This is a genomic window from Arthrobacter sp. MP_M4, from assembly GCF_035984855.1.
In the GTDB taxonomy this organism is placed as follows: domain Bacteria; phylum Actinomycetota; class Actinomycetes; order Actinomycetales; family Micrococcaceae; genus Arthrobacter.
In genome coordinates this window covers 1-19,103 of sequence record NZ_JAXCHX010000012.1, presented here as the reverse complement: position 1 = coordinate 19,103, position 19,103 = coordinate 1, and the positions used below count along the sequence as shown (strand labels likewise).

The 19,103-nt window shown below is 66.1% G+C and carries 16 protein-coding genes; 13 read left to right on the top strand and 3 right to left on the bottom strand.

The window, feature by feature from the left end; genetic code table 11:
* Positions 1-34 precede the first annotated feature (34 nt).
* On the bottom strand, positions 35-1,072 hold the full coding sequence (gene zapE / locus RCH15_RS10510; protein WP_326960616.1) for a cell division protein ZapE: 1,038 nt from the start codon (positions 1,070-1,072) through the stop codon (positions 35-37).
* 231 nt (positions 1,073-1,303) lie between these two features.
* Between zapE and RCH15_RS10505 the strand changes: the two genes are divergently transcribed.
* From RCH15_RS10505 to ybaK, 3 genes are read left to right on the top strand one after another with little or no spacing between them, the layout of a single operon-like run.
* Positions 1,304-2,221, top strand: coding sequence for a sulfurtransferase (locus tag RCH15_RS10505; RefSeq protein ID WP_326960615.1), 918 nt, complete (start codon positions 1,304-1,306; stop codon positions 2,219-2,221).
* A gap of 58 nt (positions 2,222-2,279) precedes the next feature.
* Positions 2,280-2,738 (top strand): SufE family protein, encoded by a 459-nt coding sequence (locus RCH15_RS10500; protein WP_326960614.1) that lies wholly within the window; start codon positions 2,280-2,282, stop codon positions 2,736-2,738.
* Between the two features lie 29 nt (positions 2,739-2,767).
* Positions 2,768-3,265, top strand: coding sequence for a Cys-tRNA(Pro) deacylase (gene ybaK, locus RCH15_RS10495; protein WP_326960613.1), 498 nt, complete (start codon positions 2,768-2,770; stop codon positions 3,263-3,265).
* Here the strand turns inward: ybaK and RCH15_RS10490 are convergent.
* Entirely contained in the window at positions 3,262-4,605 is a 1,344-nt protein-coding gene (locus tag RCH15_RS10490) for an alpha/beta hydrolase family protein (RefSeq protein ID WP_326960612.1), read from the bottom strand. The two genes, ybaK and RCH15_RS10490, sit on opposite strands and share 4 nt — an antisense overlap.
* 125 nt (positions 4,606-4,730) lie before the next feature.
* Here RCH15_RS10490 and RCH15_RS10485 point away from each other — a divergent pair, with 125 nt between their 5' ends.
* The 7 genes from RCH15_RS10485 to RCH15_RS10455 all read left to right on the top strand — a co-directional run bounded on the left by RCH15_RS10485 (position 4,731) and on the right by RCH15_RS10455 (position 12,820).
* Positions 4,731-5,219 (top strand): hypothetical protein, encoded by a 489-nt coding sequence (locus tag RCH15_RS10485; protein ID WP_326960611.1) that lies wholly within the window; start codon positions 4,731-4,733, stop codon positions 5,217-5,219.
* 14 nt (positions 5,220-5,233) lie between these two features.
* A complete protein-coding gene (msrB, locus tag RCH15_RS10480) occupies positions 5,234-5,734 on the top strand; it encodes a peptide-methionine (R)-S-oxide reductase MsrB (protein WP_326960610.1) in 501 nt (166 codons plus the stop codon).
* Positions 5,735-5,914: 180 nt separating this feature from the next.
* Positions 5,915-7,312 (top strand): DUF6421 family protein, encoded by a 1,398-nt coding sequence (locus RCH15_RS10475; RefSeq protein ID WP_326960609.1) that lies wholly within the window; start codon positions 5,915-5,917, stop codon positions 7,310-7,312.
* Positions 7,309-8,091 carry an SDR family NAD(P)-dependent oxidoreductase gene (locus RCH15_RS10470; protein ID WP_326960608.1) on the top strand — a complete coding sequence of 261 codons (783 nt, stop codon included), beginning with the start codon at positions 7,309-7,311 and terminating at the stop codon, positions 8,089-8,091. Before RCH15_RS10475 ends, RCH15_RS10470 begins: the two co-directional genes overlap by 4 nt.
* 8 nt (positions 8,092-8,099) lie before the next feature.
* Positions 8,100-9,185, top strand: coding sequence for a threonine aldolase family protein (locus RCH15_RS10465; RefSeq protein ID WP_326960607.1), 1,086 nt, complete (start codon positions 8,100-8,102; stop codon positions 9,183-9,185).
* 93 nt (positions 9,186-9,278) lie between these two features.
* The gene (locus tag RCH15_RS10460) at positions 9,279-9,938 is read left to right on the top strand and encodes a DUF3000 domain-containing protein (RefSeq protein ID WP_326960706.1); all 660 of its coding nucleotides are present in this window, start codon (positions 9,279-9,281) and stop codon (positions 9,936-9,938) included.
* Between the two features lie 668 nt (positions 9,939-10,606).
* Positions 10,607-12,820, top strand: coding sequence for a PKD domain-containing protein (locus RCH15_RS10455; RefSeq protein ID WP_326960606.1), 2,214 nt, complete (start codon positions 10,607-10,609; stop codon positions 12,818-12,820).
* A gap of 118 nt (positions 12,821-12,938) precedes the next feature.
* Here the strand turns inward: RCH15_RS10455 and RCH15_RS10450 are convergent, their stop codons facing one another.
* Positions 12,939-13,715 carry a type 1 glutamine amidotransferase domain-containing protein gene (locus RCH15_RS10450; protein WP_326960605.1) on the bottom strand — a complete coding sequence of 259 codons (777 nt, stop codon included), beginning with the start codon at positions 13,713-13,715 and terminating at the stop codon, positions 12,939-12,941.
* Positions 13,716-14,016: 301 nt separating this feature from the next.
* On the opposite strand from RCH15_RS10450, the gene RCH15_RS10445 reads away from it, so the two are divergent.
* From RCH15_RS10445 to RCH15_RS10435, 3 genes are all read left to right on the top strand, one after another.
* The gene (locus RCH15_RS10445) at positions 14,017-15,369 is read left to right on the top strand and encodes an HRDC domain-containing protein (protein ID WP_326960604.1); all 1,353 of its coding nucleotides are present in this window, start codon (positions 14,017-14,019) and stop codon (positions 15,367-15,369) included.
* 188 nt (positions 15,370-15,557) lie between these two features.
* A complete protein-coding gene (locus tag RCH15_RS10440; RefSeq protein ID WP_326960705.1) occupies positions 15,558-16,820 on the top strand; it encodes a thiolase family protein in 1,263 nt (420 codons plus the stop codon).
* Positions 16,817-18,982, top strand: coding sequence for a 3-hydroxyacyl-CoA dehydrogenase NAD-binding domain-containing protein (locus RCH15_RS10435; protein ID WP_326960603.1), 2,166 nt, complete (start codon positions 16,817-16,819; stop codon positions 18,980-18,982). The genes RCH15_RS10440 and RCH15_RS10435 overlap by 4 nt, the downstream gene beginning before the upstream one ends.
* The last annotated feature ends 121 nt before the right edge of the window (positions 18,983-19,103 follow it).

Sequence of the window (19,103 nt, the reverse complement as noted above, 5' to 3'; positions counted from 1 at the left end):
AACCTGAGCGGCACTCAAAGAAGCAGCGGGAACGTCAGGACGCCTCGTGGTTTTGGCCCTCGCGGGCCAAGGCTGTGAGCCTCGAGACGGCGCGGAAGTATTTCTTCATGTATCCGCCGGTCATCATTTCCTCGGTGAAGAGCTGGTCGAACGGCACACCGCTGGCCAGGATAGGCACGTCTTTGTCATAAAGACGGTCCGCGAGCACCACGAAGCGCAGTGCCACGGCCTGTTCGGTGATGGTGTGCACGTTCTTCCAGACCACGCCCTCGATTCCGTCCAGCATCTGGCGGTAACGGCTGGGGTGGACGCCGGCCAGATGATTGATCAGCGTACTGAATTCATCGCGCGCCACGGTCTTCCCGTGAAACTCATTCTGCATGTGGTGGGTCAACTGATCATTCGCCAGCGGCAGCGGCGCCGCGGGCAGTCCGCGGTGGCGGAAGTCCTCGCCGTCAATGCGGACGACGTCGAACTGGTCCGCCAGCACCTGGATCTCCCGGGCAAAGTCGACGGCGGCAAAGCGGCCGTCGCCGAGGGAACCCGGCAGGGTGTTGGAGGTGGCTGCGAGCTTGACGCCGGCGTCGGCCAGTTCGCGCATAAGCCGGGACATCAGGACGGTGTCGCCCGGATCATCAAGTTCGAATTCGTCGATGCAGACCAGTTTGTAGTGGCTCAGGGCTTCGACTGTTTTACGGAAGGACAGCGCCCCCACCAGGTTGGTGTATTCCACGAATGTACCGAACGCCTTGGGACCCGGAGCGGCATGCCACAGGGAAGCCAGCAGGTGCGTCTTGCCAACCCCGAAGCCGCCGTCAAGGTAGATCCCGGCGCGTGAGGTGTCCTTCTTGGCGAAGAAACGTTTGAAAAGCCCGTCGCCGTCGCCCGCACCGACGTTGGACGCGAATCCCTCAAGCGCCCTGACCGCAGCGGCCTGGCTGGGTTGCGCCGGGTCCGGCCGGTAGCTGGAAAACGACACCTCACCAAAGCGCGGCGACGGAAAAAATCCGTTGAGGAGTTCATCCACTGACACTGCCGGGGTGCGGGCGGCGAGCTGTTCGATCTGTACCAAGGTGGTCCGTTCTGCTGGTCTCTAGTCCCTGAAAAGACTACCGGCAAAGCGCGGGGACCCTGTCGGGGCCGGAGGCCCGGGTAAACCGCACGTGACCAAGGCCATATTTCCCCAGTGTGAAGCCCGCGGGACAATCCCGGCGGGGCATGACTAGGGTGGAGGAAGGCCCGGCGCCGCATTTTTGTCTTCGACGGCCCGGCCTCCTGACCGCTTCAGTGAAAGGCCACCTCCATGCCCTACCCCGTTGAGCAGAACGAGAAGTTCGCCGCCTACGCCCACCCCGAACGCCTCGTGTCCACGGAATGGCTGGCCGCCGCAATCGAGTCCGGCGCCCTCAGCGACGGCAAGCTCGTGGTGGTGGAGTCCGACGAAGACGTTCTGCTCTACGAGATGGGCCACATACCCGGTGCGGCGAAGATCGACTGGCACACGGATTTGAATGATGAGGTCACCCGCGACTACGTCGACGGCGCAGCCTTTGCCGCACTCGCCGCGGCCAAGGGAATCTCCCGCGACAGCACCGTGGTGATCTACGGCGACAAGTCGAACTGGTGGGCCGCGTACGCCCTCTGGGTCTTCGAACTGTTCGGACACGCAGACGTCCGGCTGCTCGACGGCGGACGGGACAAGTGGATCGCCGAGGGCCGTGCCATGACCACCGACAAACCTGCGCCCACCCCGGGTGAGTACCCCGTCGTCGAACGCGATGACGCACCGATCCGCGCCTTCAAGGACGACGTCCTGGCCCACTTTGGCAAACCGCTGATCGACGTCCGCTCTGCGGAGGAGTACACCGGACAGCGCACGCACATGCCGGCCTACCCGGAGGAGGGCGCCCTGCGCGGCGGGCACATTCCCACCGCTGCCTCCATTCCCTGGGCCCGGGCCGCTGCCGAGGACGGCACCTACCGCACCCGTCCTGAACTCGAAGCCCTGTACCTCGGCGAGGCCGGCCTGAAAAAGGGCGACGACGTTGTGGCCTACTGCCGCATCGGCGAACGTTCCAGCCACACCTGGTTCGCGCTCAAGTACCTGCTGGGCTTCGACTCTGTCCGCAACTACGACGGATCATGGACCGAGTGGGGCAACGCGGTCCGCGTCCCGATCGTCAAGGGCACCGAACGCGGCGCGGTCCCGGCCGCCGACTAACGCGGCGTCTGCCGGCCAGGCCACGACACAACCGGTGCGCGTGCGTAAGCTGGAGGTGATGAATACTTCTGCCCTCCCCACCGCCCTGGCGGAAATTGTTGATGACTTCCAGGCCGTCACCGAACCCGAGCGGCTCCAGCTGCTGCTCGAGTTCTCCCGTGAACTCCCGGAGCTCCCGGACCGGCTCAAGGACCACCCGGAACTGATGGAGCAGGTGGTGGAGTGCCAGTCGCCGCTGTTCCTGACCATTGAGACGGAACCTTCCGACAGCGGCACGGCCCGCGCCGTCCGGCTCTTTTTCAAGGCGCCCCCTGAAGCCCCCACCACCCGCGGCTTCGCGAGCGTGTTGCACGAGGGTCTCGACGGTCTAAGCCCGGCGCAGATTCTGGCCGTCCCGGATGACATGCCGGAGCTGCTGGGCCTCACCCGGGCCATCACTCCGCTGCGAATGCGCGGGATGACGGCGATGTTGGGCCGGATCAAGCGCAAGGTCGCTGCCTTGCCGCAGCAGGCCTGACAGCCGCCGGTCACCCTCCCCCCGACACGATGGCACGCAAGCAGGCGTCACAGGGAACCCCGGCCACCGCCGCGTTGGCGGCCGCCGGGGTTCCTTTTGTCGTCCACCCCTACAGCCATGACCCCGCGGCGGCCAGCTACGGGCTGGAAGCTGCGGAGTTACTCGGCATCGATCCGGGGAGGGTATTCAAGACCCTGATGGTCGACGTCGACGGCCGCCTCGCCGTCGGCGTCGTACCGGTGAGCGGCAATCTGGATCTCAAGGCGATGGCCGCCGCCCTGCGCGGCAAGAAGGCGGCAATGGCGGACCCGGCCATCGCCGAACGCCGCACCGGCTACGTGCTGGGCGGCATCTCGCCCCTCGGACAACGCCACCCCTCCCCCACTGTGGTAGATGACAGCGCACTGGCCCTGGCCACGATATTGGTCTCAGGCGGGCGGCGCGGGCTGGACGTCGAGCTGAGCCCGGCCGAACTTATCCGGCTCACCCAGGCCACGACGGCGCGGATTGGCACCGGCAGGAACTAGCCGGGTTGCCCCCCGGTTGAAGCGGGCACAGGGACTTCGGGATTGGACTGGCCGGGATTCTGGCGGGGCGCGAGCTGTCGCCCCAGCCAGGCCGTGACCAGCCGCTCCCAGCGGTCAGGATCCACATTCCATTCTTTGGTATGCCGGGCCCGGTCGAAGGCCTCAAAGGTGACCATGTCCGGGTTCTTTTCCGCCAATGCAGCGGACGGGCCGTACGGGACGTATTCGTCGTCGACACTATGGACGATCAGCGTTGGCGTCCGCAGCTCCACCGCCCTGGAGACCCAGTCCATCGCCTTGAGATCCACGGGCGCGGCAAGGCCGGTCAGCCGGCGGCCCAGCGTGTGGCTCATCATCAGCTGTCCGTATTGGCCCACCGCTGACGGGATCCGGTTGAGTTCGGCGTGGTGCGCCAGCACGTTGACCCAGTTGATAACCGGGGCGTCCAGCACCATGGCCCGGATCAGGGTGTGGTGCCGGGACAGGTCGGCGGTCTGGAGGCAAATGGCCCCGCCCATGGACCAGCCAAAGAGCACCACTTCGCCGGCGCCGTGGGCGACGGCGTATTCGATGGCAGCCTCAACGTCGCGCCATTCGGTGGAACCCAGGCCGTAGCGACCGTCCTGCGCCAGGGGCGCGAGACCGTCATTGCGGTACGAGATCAGCAGGCTGGACATGCCCAGGTCCAGGGCAGTCCGTACAGCCCGCAAGCACTCCTGCCGGCTGGCGCCGCGGCCGTGGACCATGATGGCCCAGACGCCGGACTCCTGTGGCGCACGGACCAGCCACGCGGGGGCGGAGCCGCCGTCAACGTCGATGTCCACGTCTTCTGCGGACACGCCAATGCTGGCAGGATCCGGATACGCCGCTCCGCTCCAGTAGCCGCGGCGGGCCGTGCTGAGATCGCCGCTGTAGACGGCCTCGACCTCGCGCTGCACCGTCCGCTCCGCCGGGGAATACGAGATGATGCGGCCGATGCGGGCGTGCCCACGGCCGCTGTCGAAGAACAATCCGTAGACCCCCTCCACGGTGGCCTCAGGTGTAGCGGCGAGAATGACCTGGAATCCCTGCCCGCGGCGGATCACCGCCAAAATTTCCTGGTCCTCCTCCCTGACCTTGGCCGGGGTGATGACGCGGCGTGCGAAATAGAGGGCGAGGGCGGAGGAACCGGCGGCCAGCAGGCCCGCCGCAGCACTTCCACCGACGATCCCGGCGAGGGCCCATTTGGCACTGCCCTTGACCGATACCTCGGCCGGGGCGGCGGCGGGAGCGCGGCTGGCCAGTCCACGGACGTCGGTGATCCGGCGCGGATCCGGCAGGAGGCGGAGGGAGGAAGCCATGGCACCATTCTTACCGAACTCTGCGCTTACCGTGGCATCCGGCCGCACCCGGGAGCCTCCGTGGCACCGCGCCCCGTGCGCAGCCAGCGGCGCACGCCCGGGCTCCGCACGACTAGGCTGGTGGCATGAGTGATCCAATCGTCATTTTGACAGAAGAGCCCCTCGGCGCGGACGACCGCGTCAACATCGAATCCCTGCTGGCCGGCGGTGATGCACCGCTCGTGGTCCTGGTTCCGGCCCGCACGGAGCGGCACCTGCTGGTGGACTTCCTGGAGAACCTCTCCCTGCTGGAAATCTCCAAGGCCTTCCGTGAACTGACGGCACACTCCGACCCCGCAGAAGAACGCGCCGAGGCCGCCGAAACTCTGGCAGTCTCGCTCGCTGCGCTGGCCGGCCTCGGCAGCGGCGTGACCGGCGAGATCATCAACGGCGGGCCCGTCGAGGCGATGGTGGACCGGGTCAAGGAACTCGGCGCCGGGCAGGCCGTGGTGATTACGCGCCCGCACGCCGTCGCGGACACGTTCCACACTGACTGGGCCACGCAGGCACAGGACAAGCTGGGACTGCCGGTCCTGCATCTTTATGCCGGATCGGGATTTATCGGAGACTCCTAAGCGTTAGTGAGGCTATGAGCATCTTTAGCAACAGGCCAAAAGTACCGCCCGTCCCGGCCCCCGCGCCTGAAAGCGCGCTCGGGTCCGGGGCAGACCCCGTCAACCCGCCTGCGGAAAAATCGGACGAGCAATGGCGGCAGGAATTGACTCCCGAGGAGTACCGGGTGCTCCGCCAGGCCGGAACCGAGCAACCCTACACCGGTGAGTACTGGGACACCCATACGTCCGGCGTCTACCAATGCCGTGCCTGCGGTACGGAGCTTTTCACGAGCCAGGAGAAGTTCGATGCGCACTGCGGATGGCCTTCCTTCTGGGCTCCGCTCGCGGAAGGCACGGTCCGGTATATCCACGACCGCACCCTGGGCATGGAACGGGTCGAGGTTCGCTGCGCCCGGTGCGACTCACACCTCGGCCATGTGTTCGAGGGTGAAGGCTACGGAACGCCCACCGACCAGCGGTTCTGCATAAATTCGGTCTCGCTGAAGCTTGTCTCGGCGGACGGCGCCGGCCAGTAGTACCGGCAAGTCTCGGCGCAGCCCTGCGGCCTCTGAAGCTGAAGGGGGCTGCGCCGTCGACTTGCCCCAGACTTTCTTATGCTCGTGCCAATTTTGCGTTAGGGATTCTGTTTGCTTGCTACGCTCATTTCAGCTACTGACGAGCGACGCTCCCAGCACACAGAAAGGCGCCTGCTAACGATGACTACCACCGCACTCACCACCACAGCCCCGATTTCGGCCACCACCCCGGAGTGGCTGCAGCTTAAGGCTGCCGCTACCGCGCTGCAGGCCCTTCAGGTCCAGGATGGCTCCGTACCGGACGCCGCCGACCATGAGGCAGCCGCCGGTTACGTCCGCGCCATTTCAGCTGCCATCGATTCCTTGGCGCCGTCGCTTCAGCACGACGCCGACTACCTCGCCCTGCTGCTCACCGACTTCGGCCGCTGGGCCGACGGCGGTTTCGGTGTACCCGACTTCCTTGACTCCCTGCAGGCGTTCCAGCCACAACGGCACCGGGTCAACGGCCGGCAGCACCTCGTGGTGTTCCCCATGTACACCCAGAACGGCAGCAGCAACCGCCTGGTCGAGGCCGTACTGATCGAGGTCATCTGGCCCGAGTTCATCGCCGGGCTCGAGGAGGGCGAATACTCCAACAAGCTTTTCGTCCCCATCCGTTTCCTCGATTTCACCCCGGGCTACAACACCAACTCCGCCGTGCTGTTCCCCGAAACCGTCGCCGTCCGCGAGACCCCCACGTTCACCTGGGGCGCTATCTTCGCCGACCGTGAAGCAGCCCGCTTCCGCCGTGTGCTCCGGGCCGCTGCGGAGATTACCTCGCTGCAGCTTCCGGAAGACGCCGCAGGGCTGCTTGAGGATCAGGAACTGACGCAGGAAACCTTCGTGATGTGGGACCTGATCCATGACCGCACCCACATGCGCGGGGACCTGCCCTTCGACCCGTTCATGATTAAGCAGCGCATGCCGTTCTTCCTGTACTCCTTGGAAGAGCTGCGCTGTGACCTGACCGCTTTCCGGGAGTCGGTGAAAATCGAAAAAGACGAGGACGCCGACCCGGAAGCGCGCCGGCACGCCAAACTGGTCCAGTACGCCGTCATTTTCGACCGGATCTTCCGGTTCGCGATCACCGGCAGCCGCGTCCGCAACTACGACGGACTGGGCGGCCAGTTGCTGTTCGCCTGGATGCATCAGCACCACGTCCTGCACTGGACCGACAGCAAACTCAGCATCGACTGGGACGAGGCAGCCGGTGTCGTGGTTGAACTCGGCGCCAAAATCGAGGAGCTGTACTGGCGCTCCATCGACCGCCCCAAGATGGCGCACTGGCTGGCTGCCTACGAGCTGATCTCCGGCACACTCACGCCCAACCCGTCCTCCGTCTGGGCCAAGGGTCCGGACGCACTCCCGCTGGCCGGTCCTCCACGCGGCCTCACCGACCAGGTGCTCGACGACGAGTTCCCGCTCTCGATGTTCTACGAGGCCCTCGAGAAGAAGATGCGCCCTGTCATCGAATCGACGGCGGGGATCACCGGAACGTCCTCCACTGGAACCGCCAGCCCAGCCCTGAACGCCGGATGAGCGCCGGCCGCACCCTAAACGTGGTGGTCACGGGCGGCAGCGGCCCTTCGGGGATCGCCGCCGCCCGCGCCCTGCGCAATGCCGGGCACACAGTTTTCACCGTGGGATCGGACGCGCCCCGGATCGAGGCGGCCGCCGCGGAGGCCGGCCGCGGCGTCACGCCGCTGGTGTGCGATCTCGCCGATCTCGCCGAGGTCCGGTCGCTGCATGGCACGGTGCGTTCGTTGCTGGCCGAACCCGGCGGGACCGTCGACGGCGTCATCCACCTTGTCGGCGGCTGGCGCGGCGCCAAGGGCATTGCCGACCAGAGCGACGAGGACTGGGACTTCCTGGAACGCGGCGCGATTACGACGCTTCGCAACGTCACGCGGGTGTTTTACGACGACCTCGCGGCCTCCGGGGCGGGGCGCTTCGCCATGGTCTCCTCCACCGCCGCGGGTAAGCCGACAGCGGCAGGTGCCAGCTATGCGGCTGCCAAGGCCGCTGCCGAGGCCTGGACCCTGGCCGTCGCCGACGGGTTCCACCGGGAGCAGTCGGGCGGCGCCGGGCGCGGAAGTGACGCGGTCCCCGAGGAGCAGCGCAGCGCAGCAGTCATCTTCGTGGTGAAAGCCCTGGTAGACGCCGCCATGCGGGCTAAGTCCCCCGAACGCACCTTCCCGGGCTTCACCGACGTGGACGATCTGGCTGCCGCCGCCGCCGGACTCTTCACCTCCCCCGCGGCGGAACTGAACGGCCGGCGGCTGCCGTTGGTCCCGGACGTCCCTAGACTGAAAGAGTGAGCAAATCGATGACAAGCACAGTTGACACTGCCCCCGCCAGCACGGCGCGGCTCCACGATCCGTCCGTCCGCGGCTTCGCCTCGGACAACTACTCCGGCGTCCACCCCGAGGTGCTGGCCGCCTTGGCCGCCGCCAACGAGGGACACCAGGTCTCTTACGGCGAGGACGACTACACCGCCCGGCTGCAGCAGCTGATGGAGGAACACTTCGGCGAAGGCATCGAGTGCTTCCCGGTCTTCAACGGCACCGGCGCCAACGTACTGTCGCTGCAATCCCTGCTGCCGCGCTGGGGTGCAGTGATCTGCGCCTCCACGGCGCACATCAACATGGATGAGAACGGCGCCCCGGAGCGGATCGGCGGCATCAAGCTGCTCCAGGTCCCCACGCCGGACGGCAAGCTCACCCCCGAGCTGATCGACAAGGAAGCCTGGGGCTGGGGCGACGAACACCGCGCGCAGCCGCTGGCCGTATCGATCACCCAGACCACCGAACTGGGGACCTGCTACACCCCGGACGAGGTGCGGGCCATCGCCGAACACGTCCATGCCCGGGGCATGACACTGCACATGGACGGTGCCCGCCTTGCCAACGCCGCCGCCCACCTGGACGTGCCGCTGCGGGCCTTCACCCGCGACGCCGGCGTGGACATCCTCTCCTTCGGCGGCACCAAGAACGGCCTGCTTTTCGGCGAGGTCGTCATCGCACTGAACCCCGCCGCCGCCCAGGGCCTGATCTACCTGCGCAAAATGAACATGCAGCTGGCGTCCAAGATGCGGTTCATGTCCGCCCAGTTCATCGCCCTGCTGGAAGGTGACCTCTGGCTGCGCTCTGCCGCCCATGCCAACGCCATGGCGGCCCGGCTGCGTGCCGGCGTCGAGTCGATTCCCGGCGTCGAGCTGAGCCAAAAAACAGAGTCCAATGGCGTATTCGCCATCCTGCCGGCCGGGGCAGCGGACCGGCTGCGGACGTCATTCCGCTTTTACGACTGGAACGAGGCCGCCCGCGAGGTCCGCTGGATGTGCTCCTTCGACACCACCGAGGAGGACGTCGATTCCTTCATCGCCGCCATTAAGCACGAGCTCGCTGCCGGCTGACCCAGTTGGCTGGCCGCCGCCGCCCGTCCAAACCTGGAGCGGGCAGCGGCGGCGAGCCTGCCGGGCTTGGGCGCGAGCCTTGCATAATCTTCCATTGTGAACGCACTCGACCAGGTTCCGGAGGATTTTCGGTTTGCCCTGAGTACACTCCGGCAGGCACGGACCCGGAGTGAGCTGCGCCTGGAGGAGATCCCGGCCCCCGCGCGGCTGGCACCCTTCGCCGTCGCCCTCGGGGCGGAAGTCATCTCCCCCGGCAGACCCCGTCCCTCCGGCGCCGTCCACGGCCCGGCAGCCGCAGCGCTGGCACTCGCTTCCGGAAGCGACGACGTCGAACTGGCCACCGGCCGTTTCATCCTTCTCCACGACCCCGACGGCTCCGAGATATGGGAGGGCGAATTCCGGATCGTCACGTACATCCGTGCCCAGCTGGAAGCGGAAATGGGCAACGACGAGATGCTCGGCTCAGTGGCCTGGACATGGCTGGTCGATGCGCTGGAAAACCAGGCCGCACCCTACCGGTCCGCCGGCGGAACGGCGACACGTGTGCTCTCCGAGAGCTTCGGAACCCTCGCGGACCGGCCCAACTCCATCGACATCGAACTCCGTGCTTCCTGGACTCCCGCCACTCCCGACATCACCTCGCATCTTGAGGCCTGGTCCGACATGGTCTGCACCTTTGCGGGCCTTCCCCCGCTGCCTGAAGGTGTTACCCCGCTGCCGCGCTGGCGTCGCGGGCACGCCCGGAATGGCTAACCTCGGAATTAGCGCACCCTCTGACGCGTAACTGCCCGGTAGTCGGCTTTGGGCCGCACCATGTCAGGAAGCCTTGGACGCCAGCAGCCCTGCCGTCGGCGAATAGGAACCTAATGACAAATGCAGGGAATACTTCTCCAACATTGCACCACCCCTAACCCCCCGGCAGCCACCGCAGGGTGACCTGGCCGTGCGCTTGAAGTTCACTCACCTGACGGGCCATGAGTCACAATTACGTGATAGTCCGTTGACCCACTGTGCTGTCAATGCGCCCCTACTTGGATCTTCGGGAGGGGCTACTCGGAAGCGGCGAGTGGTTCTTCACCGAAGTACTCGACCGGGAGATCAGGTATGAATATCCGTTGAGTTCCCAAGCTTTTGTCTTGATACTGAAACAGTACGCCGCCGAAAGCAGGGTCTCGGGCCGGCGCACCGCAGCCGAAGCAAGAGTTACGCGGGGGTTGCGCGTCCAGGGGGGAATCGGGATGCCGTGTGCAGCTTGTCCGGCACGCGGAGAACATATCGCGTATTCCATGCCAGCTTTTTCTCCGCCGCAATAGACGGAGATTTGAACTAAAGATTCACATTCTTTTTTCTTCCGCAAAGGAACGCTTGTCAGCACCGTAGCGGAAGATATTGGCAAGCTCATCATGGAAACGGCGATCGCGATGAAACAAACAGTCCGCTGGATTAGTCAAAGCCTGGTCATGGCCTTAATTGTGGCCGGAGGTTTGCTGGGAATCACCAGCAGCGCCTCGGCGGCCACCAACTACGGTTATCCGAGCATCAGTTACACCGGAGTCAGCAACCCGCCAACGTCGGATAAACCGCAGAGCAAGCTGTGGTTCACGGGCGGGTCGTGGTGGGCCGATATGTGGACCTCCGGCACGGGCTGGCAAATCTACCGCCTGGACGTTTCCACGAAGACGTGGGTCAGCACCGGCCTCACCAACGACACCCGCGCCAGCACACTGTCCGACACCCTCTGGGACGGCAGCCACCTGTACATTGCCTCCCATGTGGTGACCGTGTCCGGTGATACACCGAAGGCTTCCATCGGCGGGCAACCGGCCAAGCTGTACCGCTACAGCTTCGCTGCGGGCAAGTTCACCCTGGACAGCGGCTTTCCAACCACCATCATGAACAACAGCAGTGAGTCGATGACGATTGACAAGGACAGCACCGGAGCCATCTGGGCCACCTGGACGCAGGTTGCCGGCAACTCCACCAGCGGCTTCACCAACACCGTCTACGTCAACCGCTCCGCAGTGGGCGGCACCAGTTGGAGCTCTCCGTTCGTCATTCCTATCACGAACCCACACCCTGCGCCGGATGACATCTCGGCCGTAGTGGCCTTCGGCAGCAACAAGATCGGCGTGATGTGGAGCGACCAGCTCACAGGCTCCGTGCGCTGGGCGACCCGCACGGACGGAACCAGCCCCACAGCGACGTCGTCGTGGAAGGTCCAAGATGCTGTCAAGGGGAATAAACTCGCCGACGACCACTTGAACCTCAAGACGCTCCAGTCCGACAGCACCGGCCGGGTGTTTGCCGCGATCAAGACAAGTCTGAACGACACTTCAACCAATCAGGGCCTGGCGCAACTGATCCTGGTCGTTTTCAAACCGGGAACCGGCTCGTTCTCGACATCAACCATCGCCACGGTCGGTGACTGCGTGTCCCGACCGCAAATCATCCTGGACACGCAGAACAACATGGTGCACGCGTTCCACACGGCCCCCGGCACCGGTGTCAGCGGCTGCGCCTACTCCGGCATTCCCGGCGCCATCTACGAGAAGACGGCCTCCATGGACAACCCCGTCTTCGCATCCGGACGCGGCACCCCGATCATCCAGGACGGGGCCAGCGCGAACATGAATGATGTGACCACCAGCAAGCAGAGCGTCAACAGCACCACCGGTCTGGTGGTGCTGGCCAGCAACAACGTCACCAAGCGCTACTGGTTCTCCTACCGGACGCTGGGCGGGGTCACACCGCCGCCGGCTGCCCCGGTGGCATCATTCACCGCGACCCCAACGACCGGCACCGCACCCTTAAACGTAACTTTCACTGACACGTCCACCGCGTCGCCAACCTCCTGGGCCTGGGCCTTCGGGGACGGCGGGACGTCCACTACCCGGAATCCATCGCACACCTATGCTGCTGCGGGCACGTACACGGCGACCCTGACGGCCACCAACGCGGGCGGCTCGACGTCGGCCAGTAAGACCATCACGGTTAGCCCCGGTACCACCCCGCCGCCGTCGGGCATCACCGTCGGCGGCTCGACCACCACGAACAACAGCACGGCCACCACCAACGTGACGCTGAACAAACCGTCAGGGACGGCTGCCGGCGACGTCCTGGTCGCGTCGTTCACGGCGGACATGAACCCGACGGCCAGCGCCCCCACCGGCTGGACCCCGATCGTGAACACCCTCAACATCACCGGTGGCGCGCGGGTGTTTGCGTATTTCCACGTGGTAGGTTCCGCTGATCCGGCGAGTTACAGCTGGACCCTAAGCGCTGCGGTGAAATGGGGCGGGGGCATGACGGCATACCGGGGCGTCAACAACAGCACCCCGCTGGACAGCAGTGTGGTGACAGCGACAAACACCACCTACACAGCCACCAGCATCACGGCCGCCAGCATCACCACAGCCAGCAACAAGGCGATGCTGATCGGCGGTGTCGGCTTCGACAGCTCCTCACCCGCGGCAACCGCCCCGAGCGGCTGGACCGAACGCTGGGAGGCCGCCAGCGGCCAGATCGCGGAACTGGCTGACATGGTGCAAGCCACCGCGGGGGCCAGCGGCACGGCCACCTGGACGTTCACCGCCAAAGCCGTTTCGGTGTGGCGGACAGCCTTGAAGCCGGCCTAGTCCAGGGCCGGAGCCCGGGCAAGAGCCACCTGGTGTTCTGGAAACCTGCAACGCCCGAACGGCAACTGGCGGCCACTCCATCCTCGGAGTGGCCGCCAGTTTCGGTGTGTCGCTGGCCTTAGTGGTCCGCTTCGGCGGCGGCCTTCCTGGCGTCTTTCTCAGCGTCTTTCTCGGCGCGCAGAGCATCAGCGTCGTGCTGTTCCTCGGCCTTTTCCTGGTGGATGACCTCTGCAAAGAGCTTCTCCATCTCCTTGGCCACGCCGGCCGCGGAGGCCGGGTTCTGGCCGGTCACCAGCCGCTCATCGACCACGACCTTCTCCTCAAAGACCTCAGCGGAGACGTGCGTCGCACCCTGTTCCTCAAGTCGGTCCGCCAGGAAGAACGGGATGACTTTGTCCTTCCCCGCCGCTACCTCTTCATCGTTGGTGAAGGCGGCCACCTTCCGGCCCTCGACCAGGCGAAGGCCATTCTCCAATTCCACGTTCAGCAGGCCGGCCGGCCCATGGCAGACCGCGCCGACCAAGCCGCCGGCGTTGTAGACACTGGCCACGAGGTTCTGCAAGCCTTCGCTGTCCGGAAAGTCCCACATAGTGCCGTGGCCGCCCACGAGGTAGACAGCGTCATACTGGTCAGGATCGACGACGTCGACGCGGGCAGTGTTGTAGAGCCCGGCACGCGTGGTTTCGTCCTCCGTGAAGGCGACCTGGATGGGATCTTCTGAGTCCACCTCGTCGCGCGGGGGCTGGCCGCCCTGGATGGACGCGAAGTCGACGAAATGCCCGGAATCCTTGAAGACCTTCCAGGGATGTGCGGCCTCGGCCACGTTGTAGCCGGTCTTCTCGCCCGTGTCGCCGATCTCGGAAACGCTGGTCAGTACCATGAGAATTTTTTTCATAAAGTGCTCCTTATCGTCTCAATTCCACCCTACGCCAAGCCTGATATCAGGCCCTCCCACGGTGGCAGTCGTCTGCGCCCCGAATCCCCCTTCAAGGCCTCCTCCGCCGCAGTCACCTATTCGCTCGCAGCCAAACAGGTCGACGAACCGGGGTACCCATTGTTACCACGGGTGCTCGGCCCAGCCTGGTTTTCGCGAGCGTCGATCCGCCAGCAAAGGACTGCCCGTTAGGCAGCTTCCTACGGCCCGCCCGGACCCGGAGCGGCCTGCCACACCGGGTTGTCGCTAAACTAGAGGCATCATGACCCCTCATATTCCGGAAATCACCACGGCAGCGGCCGCTCACCATGAGACCGAGGCCGCTGACACTACAGCCCACATCGCGGTGGACGGCTTTGACAGCCTGGTTCCCGAGGTCATCGACCTCGATGCCCCGCGCGACGGCGTGCCCCTCGTCATTGAAACCGTGTCCGGACTGGAGCGCTGCGCCGCGGCCCTCGCTGCCGGCCACGGCCCCGCAGGGGTCGACGCCGAACGCGCTTCCGGCTTCCGCTACGGCCAGCGCGCCTTCCTGGTGCAGATCCGCCGCGAGGGCGCCGGCACCTGGCTCATCGACCCGGAACCCTTCGGGAACCTGGGCATCATCAACGATGCCCTGCGCGGCGTCGAATGGATCCTGCACGCGGCCAGCCAGGACCTGCCCTGCCTGTCCGAACTTGGCATGTGGCCGGATAAACTCTTTGACACCGAACTCGCCGCCCGCCTCGCCGGGCTCCCCCGCGTCGGACTCGCCGCTGTGATCGAACAGCTCCTGGGCTTTGGGCTCGCCAAGGAACACTCTGCGGCCGACTGGTCCACCCGGCCGCTGCCGGAACCCTGGCTGCGCTACGCAGCCCTCGACGTTGAGGTCCTCACCGAACTCCGCGAAGAACTCATCGAGCTGCTCCTCGCTGATGGCAAGCTGGACTTCGCTGAGCAGGAATTCGCCGCCATCCTGGCGGCCGGGCAGGCGCCGCCGCGCGTCGACCCGTGGCGCAAGACCTCCGGGCTGCACCAGATCCGCGACCGGCGCCAGCTCGCCGCCGTCCGGGAACTCTGGCTCGAACGGGACTCCTTGGCGCAAAAACGCGACGTCGCTCCGGGCCGGCTGATCCCCGATTCAGCCCTGGTGGCCGCCGCGAAGGCCATGCCTGCCACGGTTCCCCAACTGCTGGGCACCAAGGGCTTCCACGGCCGGGCGGCCCAGCGGGAGGCGCCACGGTGGCTCCGGTGCATCAGCGCCGCCCGGGCACTCGAAGACCTCCCTCCCCTTCACCTGCCCACCAACGCTCCGCCGCCCCCGCGCGTTTGGGCGGACCGGGACCCCGACGCCGCGGCGCGGCTCGCCACGGCCCGGCCCCTGCTCCAGGCCCAGGCCGAGCTGCTGAACATGCCGGTGGAAAACCTGCTGACCCCCGATTACCTTCGCCGCATCTGCTGGCGGCCTCCGGCGGAAGCCAGCGAGGAGGGCGTCGCAGAGGAACTGGCGAACCTGGGCGCCCGTCAGTGGCAGATCAGACTCGTGGCGCCACTCATCGCCGAGGCATGCCAGAACCCGCAGCCGCTCCCGCCCAAGGAAGCCAAGGCCGCCCCGGCCCCTGAACCGGCCCCCTAGTCCGCGCCGGAGCCGGAACTCCTTGCCAGCTATGTTACTGACGAGTAACATGGTGCTTGATGTCGCCCGGATCACAGCTGCCCAACGCTTTCTTTGCGTTGGTCAGGGATCCGGCACCAGGTCTCGATGAGGAGTAGTACGTGAGCCAGCACCCGAGCAGCGGAAACCACAGCAGCGCAAAGCCGACCATCGGAACAAACCGGACCCTCCGCGAGGTCGTCTTCGTCGACGGTGTGCGCACCCCGTTCGGCCGCGCCGGGGACAAGGGCATCTATGCCGGAACGCGGGCCGATGACCTCGTGGTCAAGTGCATCCGCGAACTGATGCGCCGCAACCCGTCCCTGCCCGCCGAACGGATCGATGAGGTCGCCATTGCGGCGACGACGCAGACCGGCGACCAGGGACTGACCATCGGCCGCACCGCAGCCCTGCTGGCCGGGTTGCCGCGGACGGTGCCCGGTTTTGCGATCGACCGGATGTGCGCCGGCGCCATGACGGCGGTGACCACCACCGCCAGCGGCATCGGCTTCGGCGCGTACGACGTCGTCATTGCCGGCGGTGTGGAACACATGGGCAACCACCCGATGGGTGCAGGCGCCGATCCCAACCCGCGCTTTATGTCCGAACGGATCGTGGACCCTGCGGCGCTGAACATGGGCAACACCGCCGAAAACCTGCACGACCGTTTCCCGGCCATCACCAAGGAACGCACCGACGCCTATGCCGTCGCGTCCCAGGACAAGCTGGCCGCCGCCTACGCCAACGACCAGATCCAGCCGGATCTGGTCCCGGTCGCAACGATGAAGCCGGGCCAGGGATGGACCGTCAACACCGTGGACGAACCGCCGCGCCCCGGCACCTCCGTGTCGGACCTCGCCGCCCTCAAGACACCCTTCCGGGCCCACGGACGGGTGACCGCCGGCAACGCCGCCGGCCTCAACGATGGTGCCACTGCCGCCCTGCTGGCCTCCGCCGACGCCGCCGAGGAACTCGGCCTGCCGGTCAAGATGCGCCTGGTCAGCTACGCCTTCGCCGGTGTTGAGCCTGAAGTGATGGGCATCGGCCCGGTGCCGGCCACGGAAAAGGCTTTGAAGAACGCCGGGCTTGGCATCGGGGACATTGGCCTGTTCGAAATCAATGAAGCCTTCGCCGTTCAGGTCCTCAGTTTCCTGGACCACTTCGGTATCGCCGACGACGACCACCGGGTTAACCGCTACGGCGGCGCGATCGCCGTCGGGCATCCCCTCGCGTCCTCAGGGGTGCGCCTGATGAATCAGCTGGCCCGCCAGTTCGAGGAGGACCCCACGGTCCGCTTCGGCATGACGACCATGTGCATCGGCCTGGGCATGGGCGCCACCGTGATCTGGGAAAACCCGCACCACGCCGGCTACGGGACGCCGTTCGCCCCCACTGATGAGACCACCACCACCACGACTGGAGCCGCAGCATGAGCGCCGCCGATTTCCGCAAACTTGCCGATCTCTTCCCGAACGAGTCGGTCACCCACTCCTACGTCCAGGACATCCAGCTTCCCGCCATCAGCGGCAAAAGCCCCGGCACGTTTGCCCTGATCACGCTGGACAACGGCCTGGACCACTCCAAGCCCACCACCTTGGGTCCGAACACCCTGATCGAGCTGGGCACCGTCCTCGAGGCGCTCAAGGAACGTGCCGCGCGCGGCGAGATCGTGGGTGTCGGCGTCACCGGCAAACCCTACTTCCTGGTCGCCGGCGCGGATTTGTCCACCGTCAAGTCGGTCAGCGGCCGCGAACAGGGCCTCTGGATGGCCCAGCTCGGCCATGATGTTTACCGCACTTTGGCGAATCTTGGCGTCCCCAGCTTTGCCTTCATTAACGGGCTTGCCCTGGGCGGCGGACTGGAAATCGCCCTGCAGTCCACGTACCGGACCGTCTCCACCGGCGCCGGGGCGCTGGCTCTGCCGGAGGCCTTCATCGGCCTGGTTCCGGGCTGGGGCGGCGTGTACATCCTGCCGCGCCTGATCGGTCCGGAAAATGCCGTCAAGGTGATGATCGAGAATCCGCTGAGCAACAACCGCACCCTCACCGGACCGCAGGCATTCAAGCTCGGCGTCGCCGATGCCATGTTTGAACCGGCCGATTTTGTGGAGCAGTCCGTCGCCTGGGCCGCGCAGGTCATTGCCGGCGCCGTGACGCCGGACCGCGCCAACGCCGTCGACCCGGCAGCTCCGGAGGTCGCCGCCCGCTGGGCCGGTGCCATCGCCGCCGGCCGGTCGTTTGTGGAAGCTAAAACCTCCAACGCCTCCCCCGCACCGGCCAAAGTCCTGGACGTGATGGAAACCAACCGCACCCTCTCGCAGGCCGAGTCCGCGGAGCTGGAATGCGAAACCCTCGCGGAGCTCATGCAGACGGACGAGTTCCGCTCCACCGTCTATGCGTTCCTGGACCTCGTGCAGCGCCGGTCCAAGCGTCCCGCCGGTGCCCCGGACCGCAAGCTTGCCCGTCCGGTGACAAAAATCGGCGTCGTAGGCGCCGGCCTGATGGCCAGCCAGCTCGCCCTGCTCTTCGCCCGCCAGCTCAAAGTCCCCGTCGTCATGACGGACATCGACCAGGCCCGCGTAGACAAAGGTGTCGGCTACGTCCATGCCGAGGTGGACAAGCTGCTTGCCAAGGGCCGGATCAGCCCCGACGCCGCCAACCGGACGCGCGCGCTCGTCACCGGCTCGGTCTCCAAGGAGGCATTCGCCGACGCCGACTTCGTCATCGAGGCAGTGTTCGAGGAACTGAACGTCAAAAAGCAGGTCTTTAAGGAAGTGGAGGCGATTGTTTCCGCTGAGTGCATCCTCGCGACGAACACCTCGTCACTGTCCGTGACGGCCATGGCCGAGGACCTGCAGCACCCGGAACGGCTGATCGGCTTCCACTTCTTCAACCCCGTCGCAGTAATGCCGTTGCTGGAGATTGTCCGTGCTCCGAAGACAGGCGACGCCGTCCTGGCCACCGCGTTTGAACTGGCCAAAGGCCTCAAGAAGTCCGCCGTACTGGTCAAGGATGCCCCGGCCTTCGTGGTCAACCGCATCCTGCTGCGCCTGATGGGCGAAGTGACGGCTGCCTTCGACGAAGGCACTCCCGCTGAGGTCGCGGACAATGCGCTGCGGCCGATGGGCCTGCCGATGACGCCGTTCGTCCTGGGGTCCATGGTGGGCCTTCCCGTCGCGCAGCATGTACAGGAATCGCTGCACGCAGCGTTCCCGGACCGCTTCACCGTCTCGCAAAACCTCCAGAAATTGATCGACAACGGGGTCAAGGCCATCTGGGACCCCGCCTCGGTCAAAGCCGGCCACCCCGTCATTCCTGCCGGGACGATGGCGCTGATGTCCTTTGGCGACACACCGTCGACCGGCGACGAGGTGCTTCGCCGCACGCAGGACGCCCTGGCGGAGGAGATCGGACTGATGCTGCAGGAGGGCGTCGTGGCCGGTCCGGAAGACATCGACCTCTGCATGATCCTCGGCGCCGGATGGCCGATGTTCCTCGGCGGCATCACGCCCTACCTGGACCGGGTGGGTGCATCCGAGCGGGTCACCGGCAAGAAGTTCCTGGCACCGGGCGTCGCGTCCGCACCGGCAGCCTGATCACCCGGTAAACAGCTTAACGCCGCGGCGGGGGGGGGGGGGGGGGGGGGGGGGGGGCCCCCCCGGGGGGAAAGTGTGTGGGGAGGCCGGACCAACGCAGAGGGGGGGGGTGGTTGACAGG